The following is a 21,731-nucleotide window of genomic DNA, read 5'->3' as shown; positions in this document are numbered from 1 at the left end:
AGGAAGACGATGATCAGCCAAGGAACAATCCGCGCCGGGATGGGCGGCTGGACTTTCGAACCCTGGGATACGTCTTTCTACCCGGACAAGCTTTCCAAGGCCAAACAGCTAAGTTACGCCACCCGCCAGGTACCGAGCATCGAGGTCAATGGCACCTACTATTCCAGCTTCAAGGAGCCGACCTTCGTCAAATGGGCGGGCGAGGCGCCGGACGGTTTCGTCTATTCGCTGAAGGGCAATCGCTTCGTCACCAACCGGCGCGTGCTTGGCGAAGCCGGCGAGTCCATGACGCGCTTCCTCGGCTCCGGCATTGCCGCGCTGGGCGACAAGCTGGGCCCGATTCTTTGGCAGTTCGCGCCGACGAAAAAGTTCGACGCCGACGATTTCGAGGCCTTCCTGAAGCTGCTGCCGGAAAAGCAGGATGGCGTGGCGCTGCGCCATGCGCTGGAAGTGCGCAACGACAGTTTCAGCGTGCCGGAATTTGTGGGCCTGGCGCGCAAATACAAGGCGGCGATCGTCTATGCCGACCATGCCAAATATCCTGGTATCGCCGACATCACCGGCGATTTTATCTATGCGCGGCTGCAGACCGGCAGCGACGACAATCCGGATTGCTATACGCCGAAGGGCCTGGACGAATGGGCAGCGCGGGTGAAGACCTGGGCGCAAGGCAAGCAGCCGGCCGATCTGCGGCGCGCCGATCCGACTTTCGACGCGCCGGTGAAACCGCGCGACGTGTTCGTCTACTTCATCACCGAGGGCAAGGTGCGCGCGCCGTTCGGCGCCATGGCGCTGATGAAGCGAGTGAGCTGATCGGTTAAAGCGCGTCGCGCTGAAACGGATTCATACGGCGCGATTTAAGTCTTAAGTCTTTGTCTTGATGCATGCCGTTGTCCCAGAACCGCGGCACACTTCTGGGCGACATGCATTAGGAGCAATTCCAGGAAAAGTGCGGACCGGTTTTCCCGGAAATCCGGGTAGCGCTTTCCCTTGAAAAGGGTTTCAACCCAGAATTGCTACGATCAACAGAAGCGTGATAGCTTATGCGCATCGTAACCTTATCGATACCTCCTTCCTGCATAAATCCGGTGCGGGTCCTTTCTATAGGCCGGCCGCCGCGCGCAAGGACGAGGGCATGTCGCTCGACTACAGTTCCCTTCTGTTGGCTGTCGGGTTTTCCGCCGCTTGCCTCGGCCTGACGCTGTTCGGCATTTGGCTTACCGCGCGCTCGGAAAAATTCCTGCTGACCTGGGCGGTCAGCGTGCTTCTGATCGTCGCCGACGTCTTCGCCTACCAGGCCTATATCGACGCGCCCGGACGCCTGCTCGGCCTCGCCAGCTTCACGTTCCTGCTGCTCGGCTTCGCGACCATGCTGGGCGCTGCCCATCAGTTCACGACAGGGAGGTCACCGCTGCCCCGCATTGCTGTCGGCGCCGGCGTCTCGCTGGCAGTCGCCTTGCCGCCGATGGCGCTTGGCTATGACGGGCTGGGCTTCATGCTGGAGAATGCCTTCGCCGCGCTGCTTTTGTTTGCGACGGCCTATGAATACTGGAAGGGCCGCACCGAATTCCCTGCCCCGATCCTCGGCATTGCCGGGCTCTACACAGCCACCGCAATTTCCTTCGTGCTGTGCTCCGGTGCACTTGTCTGGGATGGCAGGCTGGTGCTTGGCCATGCGCCGAGCAACTGGGCCGAGGATTTCAGCCTCATCGTCGTCATCGCGTGCATGACCGGCATCGGCGCGCTCTCGCTGGCGCTCAACCAGGGACGCCTGGCGCAGTATCATCGCCGCGAAGCGCTGACCGATCCGCTGACCGGACTGCTCAACCGGCGCGCTTTGTTCGATCTGCACGGCAAAACACCTGTCCGGTCCTTCACCGCCGTGATCGTGTTCGATCTCGACGGCTTCAAGGCGATAAATGACGAGTTCGGCCATGCCACCGGCGACGAGGTGCTGAAACTGTTCGCCAAGGATTTGACCGCCAATCTCCAGCCGGGCGATGTCGCCGCGCGCATGGGCGGAGAGGAATTTGCATTGGTGCTCGATCGCACCTTGCCTGAAAAGGTGGAATTCATAGCCGAGCGGATCCGGGCCAGTTTTGCCATGCGCCGGATCGATACCGAGACCCGCCTGCTGTCCTGCACGGTCAGCGCCGGCTACGCCTTCGGCAGCGAGGGCGGCACCAAATTCGACAAGGTGCTCAGCGCCGCCGACAAAGCGCTTTACGGCGCCAAGCGCGGCGGCCGCAACCGTGTGCTCGCCTTCCGGCGCGCCGGGTAGGCTGGGCTGATATTCAGCCGGCCTGAACCTCACCACACGTAAAACAACACCCCAAAGCGCGTCGCATGAGGCCGTTCAGGCGCGACGCGCTTTTAGGCCGCTATGACGATCTCGTTGTAAGTGTCGAGGTCGACGTAGAAAACCTTGGTGATTTCGCCGATCAGCTCATCCTGCTGGTAGCCTTGCGAGCGCAGAATGTTGATGGCGGTGATGATGTCGACACGCTCTGTCAGCCGTCGTTTCTGGTGGTCCTCGACGAACCGTTCCATAGCCCATTCTCCTGGCAAGATTATCTGAACGCATTGACCGACAATCAGAACTGCGAGGGAAGCTAGGGTGGCTTGCTTGCGTGGAACTTGCAGGCTGAGCCAGCATATTCCCTCGATCTGCTACAGAACCAGACTGATACGGAAGCGGCCGACTCACCGAGGCCTAGGAAAGACTAGCATGTAGTATTCGGCGTGCCAGAGTGTGGCGGCCTCGGACGAAAGTCCGACGCAACGGGTGCGGACCTTCGCGACTTCATCATCCTTGGGCGTAGCGACGCGAAGCGGAGCGAAGACCCAGGGATCCATGCCGGGACGAAGAAGCGTCATTAACGGTGCAGAATGTGGAATGGCCAATGTGCCGCAGAAGCGATCTTGTTCTGCATCGCGGCACTCTTTGGCTGATGTCGCGGCATGGATTCTAGGGTCTGCGCGCGTCGCTCCGCTCCTTGCTCCGCCCTAGAATGACGAAGTGATTGTGGGCATTTCAGCCAATCTTCGACGTGTACGATCCGTGCAGCCGTCGACCTGCGTTAAACCGTCAGAAACTTCCTGACGTCCGCCCGGTCGAGATCTTCGGCCGGGCCGGTGTGGACGATCTGGCCGCGGTCCATGATGTTGACCTCGTCGGCGAGCTCGCGGCAGAAATCGAGATATTGCTCGACCAGAAGCACCGCAATGCCGGCCTGATCGCGCAAATAGCGGATGGCGCGGCCGATGTCCTTGATGATCGAGGGCTGGATGCCTTCGGTCGGCTCGTCGAGCACCAGCAGTTTCGGCCGCATGACGAGCGCCCGGCCGATGGCGAGCTGCTGCTGCTGGCCGCCTGAGAGATCGCCGCCGCGCCGCCCCAGCATCTGCTTCAGCACCGGAAACAGTTCGAAGACATGCGCCGGCACGTTGCGGTCGGCGCGCTTCAACGGCGCAAAGCCGGACTCCAGGTTTTCGCGCACCGTCAGCAGCGGAAAGATCTCCCTGCCCTGCGGTATGAATGCGATGCCCGACCGGGCGCGATCATACGCCGCGCTCCGGTCGAGCGCCTTCCCCTCGAAGGCAACGCTTCCGCTCGTCAGCCGGTGGTGGCCGACGATCGATCTCATCAAACTGGTCTTGCCGACGCCGTTGCGGCCGAGCACGCAGGTGATCTTGCCGGCACCCGCCGTCAGCGACACACCGCGCAACGCCTGAGCAGCGCCGTAATGGAGCGTGGCGTTGGAAACTTCGAGCATGTCAGCGCCTTCTCCAGAAGCGGAGGAACGAAAAGTCGAAGCGATGGAATTGCACCCGCCAGACCATGCTCATCTCCCGAGATAAACTTCGACGACCCGCTCGTCGGCCGAGACGAAATCGAGCGAGCCTTCCGACAGCACCGAGCCCTCATGCAGGCAGGTGACCTTGACGCCGAGTTCGCGCACGAAATGCATGTCGTGCTCGACGACGATGACCGAATGGTCGCGCGCTATGTCCTTGAGCAGCCGCGCGGTTTCCTCGGTCTCGGCATCGGTCATCCCTGCGACCGGCTCGTCAACCAAAAGCAGCTTCGGGTCCTGCGCCAGCAGCATGCCGATCTCCAGCCACTGTTTCTGGCCATGGCTGAGATTGGCTGCCAGATCGTGGCGCTTGTCGCCCAGCCGGATGATGCCGAGGATGTCGTCGATCTGTCTGGCTTCGGCGGCCGAGCGGCGATGGAACAGCGCCGGAAAGATCGAGCGCGGGCCCTTCAGCGCCAGCATCAGATTGTCTTCGACGCTGTGGCTTTCGAAGACGGTCGGCTTCTGGAATTTGCGGCCGATGCCCATCATGGCGATCTCCGCCTCGTCGTGCCGGGTCAGATCGACCTGGCCGTCGAAGAACACTTCGCCCTCGTCGGGCCGGGTCTTGCCGGTGACGATGTCCATCATCGTCGTCTTGCCGGCGCCGTTGGGACCGATGATGGCGCGCATCTCGCCCTTGTCGAGCACCAGCGACAGATTGTTGATGGCGCGGAAACCGTCGAAGGAGACCGAGACGCCGTCGAGATAGAGGATGGTGTTGGACTTCGACATCGCTCTATTCCGCCGGCTGCGGTTCAGGCCCGGACGCGGACCAGGCACCGGGCGTTGTTGCTGCGCTGCGCACGATCTTCGATGGCGGCGGGGCATCAGGGTCTGTGCCCGCTTCCTCTGCAATCGCTGCAGCCCGCATCGCCCGAGCGTTACCGCGCCAGGAATCCCACATGCCGACGATGCCCTTGGGCAGGAACAGGGTTACGGCGACGAACAGGCCGCCGAGCGCAAACAGCCAGAACTCCGGCAGCAGGCCGGTGAACCAGGATTTGCCGGCATTGACCAGCAGCGCGCCGACGATCGGGCCGACAATGGTGCCGCGCCCACCGACGGCTGCCCAGATCACGACTTCGATGGAATTGGACGGCTCGAATTCGCCGGGATTGATGATACCGACCTGCGGCACATAGAGCGCGCCGGCGATGCCGGCCATGACAGCCGAGACGGTGAAGGCAAACAGCTTCACGTTCTCCGCCCGCCAGCCGAGGAAGCGGGTGCGGCTCTCGGCGTCGCGCACCGCCATTAGCAGCTTGCCGTATTTGGAGCCGACGATCGCCCAGGTGATGAAGACGGCGAGCGCGAGTATGATGGCGCTGGCGGCAAACAGGGCCGAGCGGGTGGCGTCGGCCTGCACGTTGAAGCCCAGAATATCCTTGAAATCGGTCAAGCCGTTGTTGCCGCCGAAACCCATGTCGTTGCGGAAGAAGGCGAGCAGCAGCGCGTAGGTCATCGCCTGGGTGATGATGGAGAGATAGACGCCGGTGACGCGGCTGCGGAAGGCGAACCAGCCGAAGACGAAGGCGAGCAGGCCGGGCACCGCCAGCACCATGATGGCGGCGAACCAGAAGTGGTCGAAACCGGTCCAGAACCAGGGCAATTCCTTGTAGTTCAGGAACACCATGAAATCGGGCAGGATCGGATTGCCGTAAACGCCGCGCGAGCCGATCTGGCGCATGAGGTACATGCCCATCGCATAGCCGCCGAGGGCGAAGAAGGCGCCATGGCCGAGCGAGAGGATGCCGCAATAGCCCCAGACGAGATCGAGCGCCAAGGCAAGCAATGCATAGCAGAGGTACTTGCCCGTCAACGCGACGATGTAGGACGGAATATAGAACGCGCTTTGCGGCGACACTGCGAGGTTGAGCAGCGGCACGATAATGGCGGCCGTCAGCAGGATGAAAATAGTGATGGCGATGCGACGGTCGGCACCCGCGGCGAAGAAGCGTCCCGTGATCATGTTTCCACCGCCCTGCCCTTGAGCGCGAACAGGCCGCGCGGGCGCTTCTGGATGAACAGGATGATCAGCACCAGCACGACGATCTTGCCGAGCACCGCGCCAGCATAGGGTTCGAGAACCTTGTTGACGATGCCGAGCGAGAAGGCGCCGACCAGCGTGCCCCAGAGATTGCCGACGCCGCCGAAGACCACGACCATGAAGCTGTCGATGATGTAGCCGCGGCCGAGATTGGGCGAGACATTGTCGATCTGGCTGAGCGCGACGCCGGCAATGCCGGCAATGCCGGAGCCGAGCGCAAAGGTCAGCGCATCGACCCAAGGCGTCCTGATGCCCATCGAGGCGGCCATGCGGCGGTTGGCGGTGACGGCGCGCATCTGAAGGCCCCAGGGCGTGCGCTTCATAACAAAGAGCAGCACGCCGAAGACGGTGAGCGCGAAGACCAGGATCCAGAGGCGGTTCCAGGTGACGGCGAGTTGGCCGACATCGAACGATCCCGACATCCAGGAGGGGTTGCCGACCTCCTGGTTGGTCGGTCCGAAGATCGAGCGCACCGCCTGCTGCAGGACAAGCGAGACGCCCCAGGTTGCGAGCAGCGTTTCCAGCGGCCGGCCGTAGAGGAAACGGATGACGCCGCGCTCGATGATCAGGCCGACGGAAGCGGCAACCAGGAAGGCGAGCGGCAGCGCGATCACCAGCGACCAGTCGAACAGGCCGGGGAATGAGGTTCGGATCACCTGCTGGACGACGAAGGTGGTGTAGGCGCCGAGCATCACCATCTCGCCATGCGCCATGTTGATGACGCCCATGACGCCGAAGGTGATGGCGAGACCGATGGCGGCCAGCAGCAGCACCGAGCCAAGCGAGATGCCGTACCATATGTTCTGGCCGGCATCCCACAGCGCCAGGCTCGAATTGATGCTGGCGATTGCCGCCGTCGCGGCATCCTTGACCGCGCCTTGCGCATTGGCCTCGACCGCGGTGAGCAGCGAGACCGCGTCGCGGTCGCCGCGCGCGCCGATCAGGGCAATGGCGGCAAGCTTGTCGGCCTCCGGCTTGTCGGAGACCAGCACCGATGCCGCGCGCGCCTGTTCGAACAATGCCTTGACCTTGGCGTCGGTCTCGGCGGCGATGGCTGCATCGAGCGGCTCGATATTGGCGGCATCGGGGGTCTTGAACATGGTGTCGGCGGCGGCGATGCGGACAGAAGGATCTTTCGCGCGCAACGTCAGCGTTCCCAGCGCATCTCGGATGACACGACGCAGCGTGTTGTTGACCTTGATCTTCGTGATGTCGGCCTTGGGGGCGTCGCCGGCTTTCTCGCCACTCAGCGGGTCGAGCAGCGTGACGCTGTCGGCGGCCTCACTGCCGACGAAGACGGCTGAATCGGCTTTACGGATGTAAAGGTTGCCTTCGGCGAGCGCTGCAAGCGGCCGTTCAACCAGCGGATCGCCGGTGGCGGCAAGTTCGCGCACGACGGCCTCAGTGGCGGCAAAGCCCGTGCCCGTGGCGAATTTGGCGACGATGGCGCGCAGATCGGCTTCGGCTGCGTTCGACGGCAATAGGCTTGCCACCAGGAACACCAGCATGAGGCCGAGAGTGCGCAACAGGATCATCCGTTCAGATACTCTTCTGTGGGGAAATTCCGCGTCCGGGCGGGCTGAAGCGCCCGGACGCTTGGCGGTACCGATCGTGGACGCGTCCACGATCGGTCAGTCCCGGGAGGGATCAGTTCGTGCCCTTGCCGCCGCATTTGCCGGTGGCAACGTTGAAGTTGCCGCAGGACAGAGGCGCGCGCCAATCCGAAATCAGGTCCTTGGAATCGGGCAGATAGTCGGACCATTCGTCGCCCATCACGAGGCCGGGCGTCTGCGACACGGTCTCGAACTGGCCGTCGGCCTGGATCTCGCCGATCAGCACCGGCTTGGTGATGTGATGGTTCGGCATCATGGTCGAATAGCCGCCGGTGAGGTTCGGCACGGACACGCCGACCATGGCGTCGATGACCTTGTCGGGATCGGTGGTGCCAGCCTTTTCGACCGCCTTCACCCACATGTTGAAGCCGATATAGTGAGCTTCCATCGGGTCGTTGGTGGTGCGCTTGTCATTCTTGATGAACTTGTGCCAGTCGGCGATGAACTTCTTGTTTTCGGGTGTGTCGACGCTCTCGAAATAGTTCCAGGCAGCGAGATGGCCGACCAGCGGCGCGGTATCGAGACCGGCCAGTTCTTCCTCACCGACCGAAAAGGCCATGACCGGGATGTCCTCGGCCTTGATGCCCTGGTTGCCGAGTTCCTTGTAGAACGGAACGTTGGCGTCGCCATTGACGGTCGAGACGACGGCGGTCTTCTTGCCGGCCGAGCCGAATTTCTTGATTGCGGAGACTTCGGTCTGCCAGTCGGAGAAGCCGAACGGCGTGTAGTTGACCATGATGTCTTCGGCGGCGACGCCCTTGGCCTTCAGATAGGCCTCGAGGATTTTGTTGGTGGTTCGGGGATAGACGTAGTCGGTGCCTTCCAGCACCCAGCGCTTCACCGAGCCACCGTCCTCGCTCATGAGATAATCGACGGCAGGAATCGCCTGCTGGTTCGGGGCGGCGCCGGTGTAGAACACGTTGCGCTCGCTTTCCTCGCCCTCATACTGGACGGGGTAGAACAGGATGTTGTCGAGTTCCGAGAACACCGGCAACACCGATTTGCGCGACACCGAGGTCCAGCAGCCGAACACGGCGGCGACCTTGTCCTTCGAGATCAGCTCGCGCGCCTTTTCGGCAAAGAGCGGCCAGTTGGAGGCCGGATCGACAACGACCGCCTCGAGCTTCTTGCCGAGCAGACCGCCCTTGGCATTCTGCTCTTCGATGAGCATCAGCATGGCGTCTTTCAGCGTCGTCTCCGAAATCGCCATGGTCCCCGATAGCGAATGCAGAATGCCGACCTTGATCGTGTCTTCGGCGGCCTTGGCCGGAGACGACATCGACAGGCCGGCGGCGATCACGCCCGCCGAAAACATTTTTGTTATTGTGGAGAAATTACCCCTCATACCGAAGACTCCCAAGCTGTTTGATTGCACCGCGACAATGCAAAGCAACTGCCGTGCCAAACGCGAAGGCGCCGCTCACAAAGATGGAATAGCCGAGCGTTATCAGCCGGTTGGTATATTAGCCTGGAGAAACAAAAAGGCAGCCGGTAAAAATTGATTGAGGCAAATTTGCGCAGCGCACACCACTTTTGCCTAATTTTCGCCCAATTGAGACAAATGCCTAGTTTTTGATCTCCGGCCGTGGGTTCCGGGCGAACAATGTTGCGGCACCGCGCAAAAATAGGGCAAGCTCGCCCTTCAAAAGAGAGACGTCATGACATCTCGCATCTCACGCATTTCCTGCATCCTGCTGCTGATGGCAACGAGCGGCGCCGCGCGCGCCGATTTCAGCGAGGGCAAACTTCCTGACGGCACCTATCATTGCGAGGTCTATTTGCTCGGCGCCTTCCTCAACCTCGGCGACATCACTATCAAGGGCAATGTCTATACCGGCCCGGTGACGTTCGGAACGGCGCTGCAAGGCTACAACTATCAGATGAACGCCAATGGCGAGATCACCTGGCTCGGGCCGCTGGGCGGCTATACCACCGGTGGCAACTCCGTCTCCATGACACAGGCAACACTGGACGGCGAGACCGCCCCGTCATTCGACATCATTCTGAAGCAGCCCGACGGCGCCTTCACCGCCTCGACCTGCACCAAGGGCTGAGCGATGCGTAGTGCCGCGCCCCGTTGCGGCAAAACCTTCCTCTTATGTCATGTGAATGTTGCCTAAGCAGACTAGGGCAACGGTGCGCCGTAACATCCACCCTGAGAGGCAGACACCATGGCCAATACACCGTCTTCATCCTCCCCCGTCATCCGCGAAATCATTGCCGAGCGCGTCTCGCGCCGGTCTCTTTTGAAAGGCAGCCTCGCCTCCGGCGCGCTGATTGCCGGCGGCAGCTTTGTCGGCTCCTTGTTTGCCGGCGAAACGCATGCCGCCGCAGCGCAGTCGACGCTCGGCTTTCCCGAGCTGAAGCGGGTCTACGACAAGACCCATGCCGCCGCCGAAGGCTATGAGACGACCATCGTCGCGCGCTGGGGCGACCCGCTTGCAGCCGGCCTCGCCGAATTCGACGGCAACAAGGTCGCGGCGGAGGAACAGGAAAAGCGCTTCGGCTACAATTGCGACTACATCGCCTTCATGCCGCTGCCCAAGGGCACGGTGAATTCCGATCATGGCCTGCTCTGCGTCAACAACGAATACATCTCGCCCAATGTGATGTTTCCGGGGATGACCGAGGGCGATGCCGGCAAGACGATGACCAGGGAACAGGTCAATCTCGGCATGGCCGCGATGGGCCATTCGATCCTCGAGGTGCAGGTGAAGGACGGCAAGTGGGAAACCGTGGCGGACAGCCCGCTCAACCGCCGCATCACCGCCAACACCGAAATGACCGTTTCCGGACCGGTTGCCGGCCATGCGCTGATGAAAACTTCGGCCGACCCGACTGGCACGAAAGTGCTCGGCACCAGCTATAATTGCAGCGGCGGTTTCACCCCCTGGGGTACGGTGCTGACCTGCGAGGAAGGCGTGTCCGACATTTTCGGCGGCGACCCGAAAAAGGCGCCGACTGCCGACCTGCTCGACCGTTACGGCTTCGACGGCTCCGACATCTATGGCCGCGGCCGCTTCCATGACCGCTTCAACCTCGACAAGGAACCGAACGAGGCCAACCGCTTCGACTGGGTGGTCGAGATCGACCCTTACGATCCTCAGTCCAGGCCGGTGAAGCGCACGGCACTTGGCCGCATGTCGCATGAGGCCTCGACCGTGGTCCTCAACAAGGACGGCCGCGTTGTCGTCTATATGGGTGACGACGACTATTTCGAATATATGTACCGCTTCGTCTCGGCCAAGGCCTATGACAAGGCCAACCCGGCCTCCGGCGCCGATCTGCTCGACGATGGCGTGCTGTCGGTCGCCCGCTTCGATGCCGATGGCTCGATGACGTGGCTGCCGTTGGTGCACGGCCAGGGCAAGCTTACCGTCGAGAACGGTTTTGCCGACCAGGCCGAGGTGCTGTTGAAGACGCGGTTTGCGGCAGATGCGCTCGGCGCCACGCCGATGGACCGGCCCGAGGACATCGAGACCAATCCGGTGACCGGCCGCGTCTATGCGGTGATGACCAAGAACAAGAAGCGCGACCAGTCAAAGGTCAATCCGGCCAACACGCGGCCGGAAAATCTCTGGGGCCATATTGTCGAACTGATCCCGCCCGGCGGCCGCGGCGCGGATGCCGACCACACGGCGGAAAAGTATGCCTGGGACCTGTTCGTGCTCTGCGGCAACCCGAAAGATGCCAAGGTCGGCGCCACTTTTCATCCGGACACGTCGGACAATGGCTGGTTCGTCTGCCCCGACAACATCACCTTCGACCCGGCGGGGCGGCTGTGGGTGGCGACGGACGGCGCCAATGATTTCGACCTGCCGGACGGCGTCTATGGCGTCGACACCGAAGGTGCGGCGCGCGGCCTGCCGAAGCTGCTGTTCACCTGCCCGCACGGCGCCGAAGCGACCGGCCCGTGCTTCACGCCGGACGGCACGACTTTGTTCCTGTCGGTGCAGCACCCTGCGGAAGATGCCGAGACGCTCGACAAGGCGCAGACGCTATGGCCCGATTTCAAAGACGGCCAGTTGCCGCGACCTTCCGTCGTCGCCATCCGCCGCAGGGACGGACAGCCGGTCGGCGCATAGTGAGTCCTAGTGAAAAAGGCGGAACGCGCCATGCGCGTTCCGCGTAGCGATCCGGGAGGACGGCTCAGATCGTCTTGGCCGACATTTGCGAAGCGATGTATTCGGCCTGGCGGATAGCCAGCGACACGATCGTCAGCGTCGGATTTTCAGCCGCACCGGTCGTGAACTGGCTGCCGTCCGACACGAACAGGTTCTTGATGTCGTGCGCCTGGCCGTGCTTGTTGACGACGCCGTCTTCCGCCTTTTCGCTCATCCGGTTGGTGCCGAGATTGTGGGTTGAGGGATAGGGCGGCGTCGGGAAGGAGCGCGTCGCGCCGACCGCATCGTAAAGCGCTGTGGCCTGCTTGTAGGCATGGTTGCGCATCGCCGTGTCGTTGGGATGATCATCGAAATGCACGTCGGCGATCGGCATGCCGTGCGCGTCCTTCTCGTCCTTGTGCAGCGTGACGCGGTTTTCCGCGCGCGGCATGTCCTCGCCGACGATCCACAGGCCAGCCATGTGATCATAGTGGTCGAGCGCGGTGGTGAAGGAACGGCCCCAGCCGCCGGGATTGAGGAAGGCGGCCATGAAGGGCAAGCCGAGCGACAGCGTCTCGAATTCATAGCCGCCGACAAAGCCGCGTGAGGGATCGTGCCGCGCCTCGTCGCGGATAATGCCGGCCATGGTGGTGCCGCGATACATTCGCACCGGTTGGTCGAAAATGGCGTAGACCGAACCGGTGGTGTGGCGCATGTAGTTCTTGCCGACCTGCCCCGACGAATTGGCAAGCCCTTGCGGAAACTTCGCTGACTCGGAGTTCAGCAGCAGGCGCGGGCTTTCGATCGAGTTGCCGGCGACGGCAACGATGCGGGCCTTCTGCTCCTGCAGCTTGCCGTCCTTGTCGGCATAGACGACGCCGGTCACCTTGCCTGAGGCGTCGTGGTTGATCTTGATCGCCATGGCATTCGGCCGGACTTCGAGATGGCCGGTGGCCTCGCCCTTGGGGATCTCGGTATAGAGCGTCGACCATTTGGCGCCCCATTTGCAGCCCTGGAAGCAGAAGCCGGTCTGTTGGCAGGAGTTGCGGTCGTCCCGCTCGACCGCATTGATTGCCATGTTGCCGGTATGACATTCCTTATAGCCGAGCTTGTCGGCGCCGGCCTTGAGCACCTTGAAATTGTTGTTGCCGGGCAGGCGCGGCCAGCCATTGGTGCCGGTGACGCCCATCTTGGCTTCCGCCTTGGCGTAGTACGGCTCCATCTCGGCCAATGTGACCGGCCAGTCCAGCAGGTTGGCGCCTTCCAGCTTGCCGTAGGTCGAGAGCGTCCTGAACTCATGCTCCTGGAAGCGCAGCGAGGCGCCGGCCCAGTGCGTGGTCGAGCCGCCGACCGATTTGACGATCCAGGCCGGCAAATTCGGGAAATTCTTCGACACCCGCCAGTCGCCTGAGGTTGTGCGCTTGTCCGTCCAGGCGAGCTGGCTGAAGGAACCCCACTCGTCGTTGATGAAATCCTCGTATTCGTGGCGCGCGCCGGCCTCGAGGATGACGACATCGACGCCTTTCTGGGCGAGTTCGTTGCCGAGCGTGCCGCCGCCGGCGCCGGAGCCGATGATCACGACCACGCCGTCGTTGTTGAGATCAAATGAAGCTGCCATGGTTTCCTCCCATGAATTCCTGTTTGCGGGGTTTCAGAACGACGGAAGGGCTCAGAGCCACTCTATGTCGTCGAAACCGCGCGCGATGTAGCCGCCCTTGGAGTAGGATTCGCCCTCGTAGCCGAAAATCGGCCACACCTCCTGCTGGTTGTAGAGGCTGACGACGAGGCCGCCGCGGATGGACTGGAAGAACGGCGTCGCCTCGATCTGCTGCAGCACGGCAACGCGCTGCTCCTCCCAGCCGAGGCCGCGATAGCCGCCCTCGCCCGACTTCTTGTCGAGGTTGGCGATGCCGTCTTCGATCATCGTCTTGTAGGCAGCGTCCTTGCCGGCCTGCTCATCATGCCCTTTTACGGCGATGGCGTAGTATTTGTCGGGCACCTGATCGTGCGGATAGATGTCGCGCGCCATCTGGATCAGCGTTGCCATGGCTTCGGGCTTGAGCGCCGATGTCTCGAGCCCCCAGGCATTTTCAGGGCTGATGACGGCGCTGCCGGAAATGACGAGCAACGCGCCGATGCCGCCGCGTTTGAGAAGTTCACGACGTGAGAGCCTCGCGTCATAGATCGTGACCATTTGTTCCTCCCTGCTTGCTGTTTGCTCCCTTGAACAGCGCCGTTGCTGGCGCCGCGCGGCTGAATGCGGCTGATAATCCCCTACTGGAAGCGCCCTCCACGCTGCAGAACCTCGATCTTGTAGCCGTCGGGGTCCTCGATGAAGAAAAAGCGGGCGATCAGCGATCCGTCGCGGTTGAATTCGACGATCTTCTTGGGGTTGAGGCCGAGCGCGCCGATCCGGTCGTGTTCGCTGTCGAGATCGGACACCGAGACCGCCAGATGGCCGTAACCGTCGCCAAGCCCATAAGGCTCGGTGCGGCCCTTGTTCACGGTGAGTTCGAGCTCGAACCCCGTTTCGGCGTTGGCAAGGTAAATCAGCGTGAATGTCTCGAAATCCAGCCTGTCGGCGACGTCGAGCCCGAAAGCGTTTCTGTAGAAATCGACGGATCTGGCCTCTTGGAGAACCCGGATCATGGAATGGATTGCCTTCGCCAAATCAGTCTCCGCCGCTGCATGTTGGAGGCGATTATGGGCGGCACGCGTGAAAGGTGGTGGCAGCCGGTTACCACGGCTAAATTTGCAATCGCTGCTATGCCTGCGCCTAAAGACGAAAGTCCGATTGCCGATTCGGCCCACAAGGCCGAACATGCAGGGACAACCACAACTTGAAGGCGCGACACGCTGCGCCCAAAACCAACAATATCGGGAGGTAAGGATGTGCAGGGTTTTTGCCGGGCAGGATCCGGAAGGCTATCGACAGATCAACCGGTCGATCCGCATCGACGGTCACTCTACGAGTATCCAGCTTGAAGGAACGTTCTGGGCGCTGCTTGACGAAATTGCCGACAGCCAGGGCCTGACGACGCCGAAGTTCATCTCAAAACTCTATGACGAGGCGATCGAGATCAACGGCGCCATTCCCAACTTCGCGTCGATGCTGCGTACCACCTGCGCGCTTTATCTGCGCGGTCACCGGCCAGACATGGATGAGCTGACGCCGAAGCGCGAAGCGGCCTGAGGAAGCTAGCGTTCCGCCGCAACGTCGAGCCCGAGCCGCGCCATATCGGTGAACAGCGCCTGACGTTCGGAATAGGCAGTCTGTTCGCCGGTCACGATGTTGTCGACGACGGTCAGCAGCGACAGCGCGCGGGCGCCGAAATGCGCCGCGATTCGGTAGAGTGCGCTGGTTTCCATATCGACAGCGAGAGCCCCAAGCGCCTGCGCTTCGGCAAAGCGGTCGCGCCCTTCAGGGTGGTAGAAGACATCGCTGCAGATGGTCAGCCCGGCCTGGTGGTCGATGCCGAGCTGGGCGGCGCAGGCCAAAGCGTGGGCGAACAGGCCGGGATCGGGCCCGGCGGCAGCATCGTAGAGGCCGAAGACCTGGCCGCTTTGGTCGCTTTCGGCGCGCACCGACTGCGAGATCACCAAGGAGCGCAGCGGCACGCGGGGTGTCAGGCCGCCGCAGGTACCTGTGCGGATCAGCGTTTTGACGCCGTGAACATCCAGGAGTTCATGCACATAGACCAGGAAAGACGGGACACCGATGCCGGTGGCCTGGATGCTGATGGGACGGCCGCGATAGAGACCAGTGAAGCCGAGTGCGCCCCGGCGGCGGTTGACGCAGCGCGGTGCCTCAAGAAATGTCTTTGCCATCCACTCGGCGCGTTGCGGATCGCCCGGTAACAGCACCGTTGCGGCATAGTCACCCCTGGCAGCCTCGTTGTGCGGCGTCACGACATGCTCCCCAATACCCGCCGCCCGTTTCGCCTGCAATCATGGCAGCGTCACGTCATTGCGCAAGCTTTGAATTAGGGCGCCCTAAGACTCCAACACATCCTTGACCACGGTGGCCAGCTGCTTGAGGGAGAACGGCTTCGGCAGGAAGCCGAATTGCGCGTCCGGCGGCAGGTTTCTGGCGAAAGCGTCTTCCGCATAGCCGGACACGAAGACGAACTTGATGTCGGGCTGGCGCTTGCGCAGTTCGCCGAGCAGCGTCGGTCCGTCCATTTCCGGCATCACCACGTCGGACACCACGATATCGACTTTGCCGCCGAGCGCCTCGAAGACTTCCAGCGCCTCGACGCCCGAGGAGGCCTCATGGACGGTATAGCCGCGCGAGGTCAGCGCCCGCGAGCCGCCCATGCGCACGGCGTCTTCGTCCTCGACGAGGAGCACAGTGGCCGAGCCCGACAGGTCCTTGGCGCTGTCGGCGGCTTTCACCGGCGCAGCCGGCGCCTCGCTTACGTCGCCGGGCTTCTTCGCCTCCACGATATGGCGCGGCAAGAAGATGCGGAAGGTCGAGCCCTTGCCGACTTCGGAATCGCAGAAGATGAAGCCGCCGGTCTGCTTGATGATGCCATAGACCATCGACAGGCCAAGGCCGGTGCCTTTGCCGACTTCCTTGGTGGTGAAGAACGGCTCAAAAATCTTCTTCAGCACGTCCGGGGCAATGCCCGAGCCGCTATCCTCGACCTCGACCACGACATAGTCGGTAGGCGTGAGCTCGCGGTAGGAGAAGCTCTTGCATTGTTCGGCGGTGACGTTGCGGGTGCGCACGGTGAGGTCGCCGCCGGCCGGCATGGCGTCGCGCGCGTTGACGGCCAGGTTGACCACCACCTGCTCGAACTGGCCGATATCGACCTTGACCGGCCACAAATCGCGGCCGTGGTCGACCTTCAGCTTGATCTCGTTGCCAACGAGGCGGGCAAGCAGCATCCGGAGATCGGCAAGCACGTCGGTCAGGTTCAGCACTTCCGGCCGCAATGTCTGCTTGCGCGAGAAGGCGAGCAACTGCCGCACCAGCGAGGCCGCCCGGTTGGCATTCTGCTTGATGTTCATGATGTCGGGGAAGGATGGGTCCGACGGCCGGTGATTGGTCAGCAAAAGATCCGACGCCATGATGATGGCGGTCAGCACATTGTTGAAGTCGTGGGCGATGCCGCCGGCGAGCTGTCCGACCGCCTGCATCTTCTGGCTCTGCGCCATCTGGCCCTCGAGCGCCTTCTGCTCGGTGGTCTCGACGGCATAGACGATGGCCGATTCCTCGGCGCCCTCGCCCGTGCCGTCGGCGACGGCGTTGACGTAGAAGCGGATGTGACGCTCCTCATTGCCGGGCAGCAGCGTGTCGATCGGCTCGATGTCGGCCTGCCTCAGCCGCGCCTTTTCGAACGCGGCGGCAAAGGCCGGCCGGTCGCGCTCGTGGATCACGGTGTCCAGCCGCACGCGGCGGTCGACCGCGTCGCCGTCGACGACGGAGGAAAACAGCGACAGGAACGGCGCATTGGTGCGCAGGATGCGGCCGCCATTGTCGACGGCGGCAATGGCCATCGGCGTCGAATTGAAGAAGCGAGTGAAGCGTACCTCCGAAGCCCGAAGATCGGCCGATGCGTCCTCGCCCTGCGTGCGGTTGAGCACGATGGTGCGGGTGGGACCGTTGGTCCCCTCGCGGCTGGCCGAGACCCGATGCATGAAGCGCACCGGCAGCGCCTCGCCGGTCGTCGTCGTAAGATCGAGATCGATGACGGCGTTGCGGGTGGTGCCGGGATCGGCCTTGACCGAGCGCACCAGCGCCATGCCATCGCCGGCGACGATTTCCGGGAGTGTCACGGCGCCAGGGGTGAAGCTCGCCAGATCGATGCCCAGCCATTCGGCGAGCGTGGCGTTGATGTAGGTGACACGGCCTTCCTGGTCGGCCGAGAAGAAACCGGCCGGCGCATGGTCGAGATGGTCGATGGCCTTCTGCAAGTCGAGGAAGAAACGCTCCTGCTCGGCCCGTTCCTGCGAGATGTCGGCGAGTTGCCAGGCAAGCATCGGCAGGCGCTGACCGGGAACGCTGAAGGTACGGGCTCGCGCCCGGTACCAGCGCGCGCCGGGTTCGGCGCCCGGCCGGATCGACTGTGCCAGCCGGAACTCACCGTCGCCGGCCTGGCCATCGCGCAAGCCCGAGGCCAGCCGGTATATGGTCACCGAAGCTTCGGGGACATCGGAAAGCAGGCCTTCGACCGTCTTCAGATCGGCGGCCGACGCAGCACCGGTCATCTCGGCGTAGGCCCGGTTGGCGTAGACGACGCGGCCCTTGGTGTCGGTGACGATCAGGCCCTGCGACATCGAATCGACGAAGGCCTTCGACAGTTCGTCCCCGGTCGAACGCGGCGCGATCTGCACGAAGCCGATGGCCGTGGCGAACAGGAAGCCGACGCCGATCATGGCAAGCACGCCCAGCATGCCGAGCAGGAACGGATCGCCAAGACGCTCGCGGAAAATGCCGAAAACGATCGCGGCCCCAGTCAGGACGATGATGAACACGATGAGCCGGGTAACCGCGCCTGGCCGCGTGTTCTGATCGACGATCGGTACCGGATAGAAATCGCCGCGCGTTTCCCTGGCCATATGCCCCCTGCTCGTGAGTTGTCCGACACCGCCCCCGGCCGGTTGAATCACATTCTCCTAATCCGGAAAAGGCCCTGGCGGCAAATGTCGGATAAAAATGACGCGTCGGTGTTTTCAAGCTGTTCACGAAGCGTGAAGGCAACTTGCGGTGGCTGGCCGCAACGGTCTAGTGTCCCTCCACTTCAAAAGCCGATTGGGGGCACCGATGCAGTGGCTGGATAATGTGGCGGGTCCCGGATATGCCGCAGCGCTGCTGTGGACGTTTGCTGCCCTTGTCCTGCTGGTCATCGTGCTCATCATCATCAGGCTGGTCCGCAACCTGACCTTCGGCACCTTCGTTGCCGGCGGCAGGAACCGCAAGACACGGCTGGCGGTCATGGACGCCACGGCGGTCGACAGCCACCGCCGGCTGGTGCTCATCCGTCGCGACGACATCGAACACCTGCTTTTGATCGGCGGCCCAACCGACGTCGTCGTCGAGCGCGATATCAGGCTTGCAGCGCCACGCCGTCCGGCATTGACCGGCGATGGCGGTGTTGGCCAGCAGCAACAGGCGCCGCGTCCGCGCGCAGCACAACCCGCTCCCACCGCGCCCGCAAGGCAGGCGCCACCGCCGCAACCGGTAAGGGCTGCTCCAGCCGCCGTTCCGCCGCGCCAGGCCGCACCGGCGCCGAAACCGGCTCAAATCTACCAGGCGAGCAATGTGACACCGCTGCCGGCCTATGGCTCCGCCGCCAATACTGCCCGGCAGGCCCCGCCACCGAAGCATGAGTCCATCGACGATACCCTGATGCGGGAGCTCGAGGTCTCGCTCGACGATTCGCACCCCAAAACGGCAAGCAAGCCGGCTGCGAAGGCACCGCAGTCTCTCGACGACGAGATGACCAAGCTGCTCGGCGAACTCGCCAGCCAGAAACGATAAAGCCCGGCGAACCGTCACATCTTGCCGCTTCCCGATCGGAACGGCGCTTAAAGCGCGTCGTCCGTTTCAGCGCGACGCGCTTTAACTTCGTGCGATTAAACCCTTCGCTAAAAACACAAATGGCCGGGAAACCCGGCCATTTCTGATGAAACAGTCCTGCCTGACGGCAGCGGCTCAATCGTCGCGATAGACCTTCTCGCGGCGTTCGTGGCGCTCCTGCGCTTCGATCGACAAGGTCGCGATCGGACGCGCGTCGAGACGCTTCAGCGCGATCGGCTCGCCGGTTTCCTCGCAATAGCCGTAAGTGCCTTCATCGATGCGCTGCAGCGCCGAATCGATCTTTGAAATGAGCTTGCGCTGGCGGTCGCGGGCCCGAAGCTCGATGGCGCGGTCGGTTTCCGAGGAAGCGCGATCGGCGAGATCGGGATGGTTGGCGTTTTCCTGCTGCAGGATTTCGAGGGTTTCGCGCGCTTCGCGCAGTATGTCGGTCTTCCAGGTGACGAGCTTCAGGCGAAAGTAGGATTTCTGCCGTTCGTTCATGAACGGCTCGTCTTCGGAGGGTACGTAATTGGCTGTAACGATATCGTTCATTCGACTCACCCAACAACCCCAAATTTGGCGCCTATATATTCGCGCAGAGAAGGCTGCACAAGCGTAATCCGCGCGCGTTTCACGCAATTGTTAATGCCGCGCGGGCGATCCTCAGCAAAGCCTTCCATAGGAAGGGCGCGGGCGAATTCGCACATGATTCGCTGCGCTTGGGCGTCGCCGCCCATTGTGCCTCAGGCCTTTCTCGTGGCTAATCCAGTTGTGTCATTGGTGGGCAGCACACCATTGGGGGTCCGGTGAGCAGACTGTATCTGTTGAGGCATGCGAAGGCTGGCTGGGCCCTGCCCGGCGTGCGCGACTTCGATCGCCCGCTCGACGCATCCGGCATTGCCGATGCCGAAATGATGGGGACGGCGATGCGTGCCCGCAACTACATCCCCGATATCACGCTCTGCTCCAACGCCAAGCGGGCGCGCCAGACGCTGGAAGGCATCGCCGGCCACACCGATACCGGCCGGGTGCTGTTCTTCGACACGCTCTACAGCGAGGATGCCGCCGGCTACCTCGCCATCATCCGCAGCAATGGCGGCCCCGGCTCGCTGCTGGTCATCGGCCACAATCCGATGACGGAAGACCTTGCCATGGCGGTCTCGGGCGACGGCGACGAGGCTGCTCGGGCCATCATGAACCATGGTTTCCCGACCTCCGGCCTTGCGGTCGTGCGCTTCGACGGCACCCTCACGGAGGCTGCGCAAGGCGCGGGCTACCTCGAAGCCTTCCTGACGCCCGTCGATCTCTGAGCCGAGCCGGCCGAGGCCGGGCGCCATTTCAAACTTGAACCGCAAAGCCTATATCGGGCGCAAGAGCACGCCTGAGAGAACAGATTTTGGCATCATCGCTGACCACTTTCACCGACGAAGCGAGAATTGCCCTGGATACGCTGTCGGGGCGTGCGAGCGGGCTTTTTTCGCCGTCGCTTCGGCTGGGCGTCACCGGCCTGTCCCGGGCCGGCAAGACGGTGTTCATCTCGGCTCTCGTCCACAATCTCATCCATGGCGGGCGCCTGCCGCTGTTCGAGGCACAGAAGTCGGGACGGATCGCGCGCGCCTTCCTCGAGGAACAGCCGGACGATGCCGTGCCGCGTTTTCAGTACGAGGACCATATCTCCGCCCTGGTCAACGACCGCACCTGGCCGGACTCGACGCGCGCCATTTCGGAACTCAGGCTCACCATCGAATATGAGTCTGCCTCCGGTTGGAACCGGATGTTTTCCAGCGGCCGATTGTCGGTCGACATCGTCGACTACCCCGGCGAATGGCTGCTCGACCTGCCGCTGCTCGGCAAATCCTTCGCAGATTTTTCGCGCGAGGCGTTCGAGATGGCGATGCTGCCGGTGCGGGCCGACCTGTCGCAGGACTGGCGGGCGCTGTCGGCGAGGATCGAACCCAATGCCGACGCCGACGAGATGAAGGCGCGGCGCCTCGCCGAGAGTTTTGCCGCCTACCTCAAGGCCTGCAAGCTCGACGAGCGGGCGCTTTCGACCTTGCCGCCCGGCCGTTTCCTGATGCCTGGCGACCTCGAGGGATCGCCGGCGCTGACCTTCGCGCCCTTGCTGCTCAAGGGTGAGAAACGGCCGCGGTCCGGCTCGCTGCAAGCGATGATGGAGCGCCGCTACGAGGCCTACAAGACGCATGTGGTGAAACCGTTCTTCCGCGAACACATCACCCGCCTCGACCGCCAGATCGTGGTGATCGACGCCATGCAGGCGCTGAACGCCGGCCCCGGCGCGATGGCCGACCTGGAACGCGCGGTGACCGAAATCCTCTCCTGTTTCCGTCCTGGCCGAGGCAATTTCCTCACCGACCTGTTTTCACGCCGCATCGACCGCATTCTGGTTGCCGCGACTAAGGCCGACCATTTGCATCACGAAAGCCATGACCGGCTGCAGGCAATCGTGCGGCGGCTTGCCGAGCCCGCCGGGGGGGGGGCACAATTAAACGGCGGCGCAGTAGACGTGGTCGCGCTCGCCGGCCGGCGGGCCGCCGCCGACGGCCCCGGGACGCAAGGGCGCGC

21 protein-coding genes are annotated in these 21,731 nt (G+C 62.8%); 8 read left to right on the top strand and 13 right to left on the bottom strand.

What is annotated here, in order from left to right; translation table 11 throughout:
* The first annotated feature begins 9 nt into the window (after nucleotides 1-9).
* Entirely contained in the window at nucleotides 10-813 is an 804-nt protein-coding gene (locus NKH35_RS13255) for a DUF72 domain-containing protein (protein WP_023670938.1), read from the top strand.
* Nucleotides 814-1,135: 322 nt separating this feature from the next.
* Nucleotides 1,136-2,281 (top strand): GGDEF domain-containing protein, encoded by a 1,146-nt coding sequence (locus tag NKH35_RS13250; RefSeq protein ID WP_023688638.1) that lies wholly within the window; start codon nucleotides 1,136-1,138, stop codon nucleotides 2,279-2,281.
* A gap of 92 nt (nucleotides 2,282-2,373) precedes the next feature.
* Here the strand turns inward: NKH35_RS13250 and NKH35_RS13245 are convergent, their stop codons facing one another.
* The 6 genes from NKH35_RS13245 to urtA form a co-directional block, all read right to left on the bottom strand.
* Nucleotides 2,374-2,550, bottom strand: coding sequence for a hypothetical protein (locus NKH35_RS13245; protein ID WP_023670936.1), 177 nt, complete (start codon nucleotides 2,548-2,550; stop codon nucleotides 2,374-2,376).
* Nucleotides 2,551-3,080: 530 nt separating this feature from the next.
* Nucleotides 3,081-3,776, bottom strand: coding sequence for an urea ABC transporter ATP-binding subunit UrtE (gene urtE / locus NKH35_RS13240; RefSeq protein ID WP_023700798.1), 696 nt, complete (start codon nucleotides 3,774-3,776; stop codon nucleotides 3,081-3,083).
* A 69-nt stretch (nucleotides 3,777-3,845) separates the two neighbouring features.
* Entirely contained in the window at nucleotides 3,846-4,592 is a 747-nt protein-coding gene (urtD, locus tag NKH35_RS13235) for an urea ABC transporter ATP-binding protein UrtD (protein WP_023696501.1), read from the bottom strand.
* A gap of 4 nt (nucleotides 4,593-4,596) precedes the next feature.
* Complete coding sequence (urtC, locus tag NKH35_RS13230) at nucleotides 4,597-5,829, bottom strand: urea ABC transporter permease subunit UrtC (RefSeq protein ID WP_023670933.1); 1,233 nt, start codon at nucleotides 5,827-5,829, stop codon at nucleotides 4,597-4,599.
* The gene (urtB, locus tag NKH35_RS13225) at nucleotides 5,826-7,442 is read right to left on the bottom strand and encodes an urea ABC transporter permease subunit UrtB (protein WP_023684622.1); all 1,617 of its coding nucleotides are present in this window, start codon (nucleotides 7,440-7,442) and stop codon (nucleotides 5,826-5,828) included. The genes urtC and urtB overlap by 4 nt, the downstream gene beginning before the upstream one ends.
* Nucleotides 7,443-7,554: 112 nt before the next feature.
* The gene (urtA, locus tag NKH35_RS13220; protein ID WP_023684621.1) at nucleotides 7,555-8,865 is read right to left on the bottom strand and encodes an urea ABC transporter substrate-binding protein; all 1,311 of its coding nucleotides are present in this window, start codon (nucleotides 8,863-8,865) and stop codon (nucleotides 7,555-7,557) included.
* A gap of 313 nt (nucleotides 8,866-9,178) precedes the next feature.
* On the opposite strand from urtA, the gene NKH35_RS13215 reads away from it, so the two are divergent.
* Both NKH35_RS13215 and NKH35_RS13210 read left to right on the top strand, forming a co-directional pair.
* Entirely contained in the window at nucleotides 9,179-9,574 is a 396-nt protein-coding gene (locus NKH35_RS13215; protein WP_023684620.1) for a hypothetical protein, read from the top strand.
* A gap of 117 nt (nucleotides 9,575-9,691) precedes the next feature.
* Nucleotides 9,692-11,605: a PhoX family protein gene (locus NKH35_RS13210; protein ID WP_023684619.1), complete on the top strand. Its 1,914-nt coding sequence runs from the start codon at nucleotides 9,692-9,694 to the stop codon at nucleotides 11,603-11,605.
* A 64-nt stretch (nucleotides 11,606-11,669) separates the two neighbouring features.
* On the opposite strand, the gene NKH35_RS13205 is transcribed toward NKH35_RS13210, so the two are convergent.
* The 3 genes from NKH35_RS13205 to NKH35_RS13195 form a co-directional block, all read right to left on the bottom strand.
* On the bottom strand, nucleotides 11,670-13,241 hold the full coding sequence (locus NKH35_RS13205; protein WP_352914865.1) for a GMC family oxidoreductase: 1,572 nt from the start codon (nucleotides 13,239-13,241) through the stop codon (nucleotides 11,670-11,672).
* 51 nt (nucleotides 13,242-13,292) lie between these two features.
* On the bottom strand, nucleotides 13,293-13,817 hold the full coding sequence (locus tag NKH35_RS13200; protein WP_023706177.1) for a twin-arginine translocation pathway signal: 525 nt from the start codon (nucleotides 13,815-13,817) through the stop codon (nucleotides 13,293-13,295).
* Nucleotides 13,818-13,897: 80 nt separating this feature from the next.
* Nucleotides 13,898-14,293, bottom strand: a complete 396-nt coding sequence (locus NKH35_RS13195) for a VOC family protein (protein WP_023684616.1) — start codon at nucleotides 14,291-14,293, stop codon at nucleotides 13,898-13,900.
* 220 nt (nucleotides 14,294-14,513) lie between these two features.
* Here NKH35_RS13195 and NKH35_RS13190 point away from each other — a divergent pair, with 220 nt between their 5' ends.
* Nucleotides 14,514-14,816, top strand: coding sequence for a ribbon-helix-helix domain-containing protein (locus tag NKH35_RS13190; RefSeq protein WP_023670924.1), 303 nt, complete (start codon nucleotides 14,514-14,516; stop codon nucleotides 14,814-14,816).
* 5 nt (nucleotides 14,817-14,821) lie between these two features.
* Here NKH35_RS13190 and NKH35_RS13185 read toward each other — a convergent pair whose 3' ends face one another.
* Both NKH35_RS13185 and cckA read right to left on the bottom strand, forming a co-directional pair.
* Nucleotides 14,822-15,532, bottom strand: a complete 711-nt coding sequence (locus NKH35_RS13185) for a purine-nucleoside phosphorylase (protein ID WP_023734306.1) — start codon at nucleotides 15,530-15,532, stop codon at nucleotides 14,822-14,824.
* An 84-nt stretch (nucleotides 15,533-15,616) separates the two neighbouring features.
* Complete coding sequence (gene cckA / locus NKH35_RS13180) at nucleotides 15,617-18,187, bottom strand: cell cycle histidine kinase CckA (protein ID WP_023696496.1); 2,571 nt, start codon at nucleotides 18,185-18,187, stop codon at nucleotides 15,617-15,619.
* A 205-nt stretch (nucleotides 18,188-18,392) separates the two neighbouring features.
* Between cckA and NKH35_RS13175 the strand changes: the two genes are divergently transcribed.
* Entirely contained in the window at nucleotides 18,393-19,109 is a 717-nt protein-coding gene (locus NKH35_RS13175) for a flagellar biosynthetic protein FliO (protein ID WP_023734305.1), read from the top strand.
* A 174-nt stretch (nucleotides 19,110-19,283) separates the two neighbouring features.
* Here NKH35_RS13175 and dksA read toward each other — a convergent pair whose 3' ends face one another.
* Entirely contained in the window at nucleotides 19,284-19,700 is a 417-nt protein-coding gene (gene dksA / locus NKH35_RS13170) for an RNA polymerase-binding protein DksA (protein ID WP_023673491.1), read from the bottom strand.
* 5 nt (nucleotides 19,701-19,705) lie between these two features.
* A complete protein-coding gene (locus NKH35_RS13165) occupies nucleotides 19,706-19,885 on the bottom strand; it encodes a hypothetical protein (protein ID WP_023706174.1) in 180 nt (59 codons plus the stop codon).
* 69 nt (nucleotides 19,886-19,954) lie between these two features.
* On the opposite strand from NKH35_RS13165, the gene NKH35_RS13160 reads away from it, so the two are divergent.
* Nucleotides 19,955-20,458: a SixA phosphatase family protein gene (locus NKH35_RS13160; RefSeq protein ID WP_023693370.1), complete on the top strand. Its 504-nt coding sequence runs from the start codon at nucleotides 19,955-19,957 to the stop codon at nucleotides 20,456-20,458.
* An 86-nt stretch (nucleotides 20,459-20,544) separates the two neighbouring features.
* On the top strand, nucleotides 20,545-21,731 hold a 1,187-nt coding region (locus NKH35_RS13155; protein ID WP_352914862.1), incomplete at its 3' end, for a YcjX family GTP-binding protein.

Source organism: Mesorhizobium sp. M1143, assembly GCF_040318435.1.
Taxonomy (GTDB): Bacteria; Pseudomonadota; Alphaproteobacteria; order Rhizobiales; family Rhizobiaceae; genus Mesorhizobium.
The sequence above is the reverse complement of the archived record's forward strand: the minus strand, read 5'-3'. Positions and strand labels throughout refer to the sequence as shown.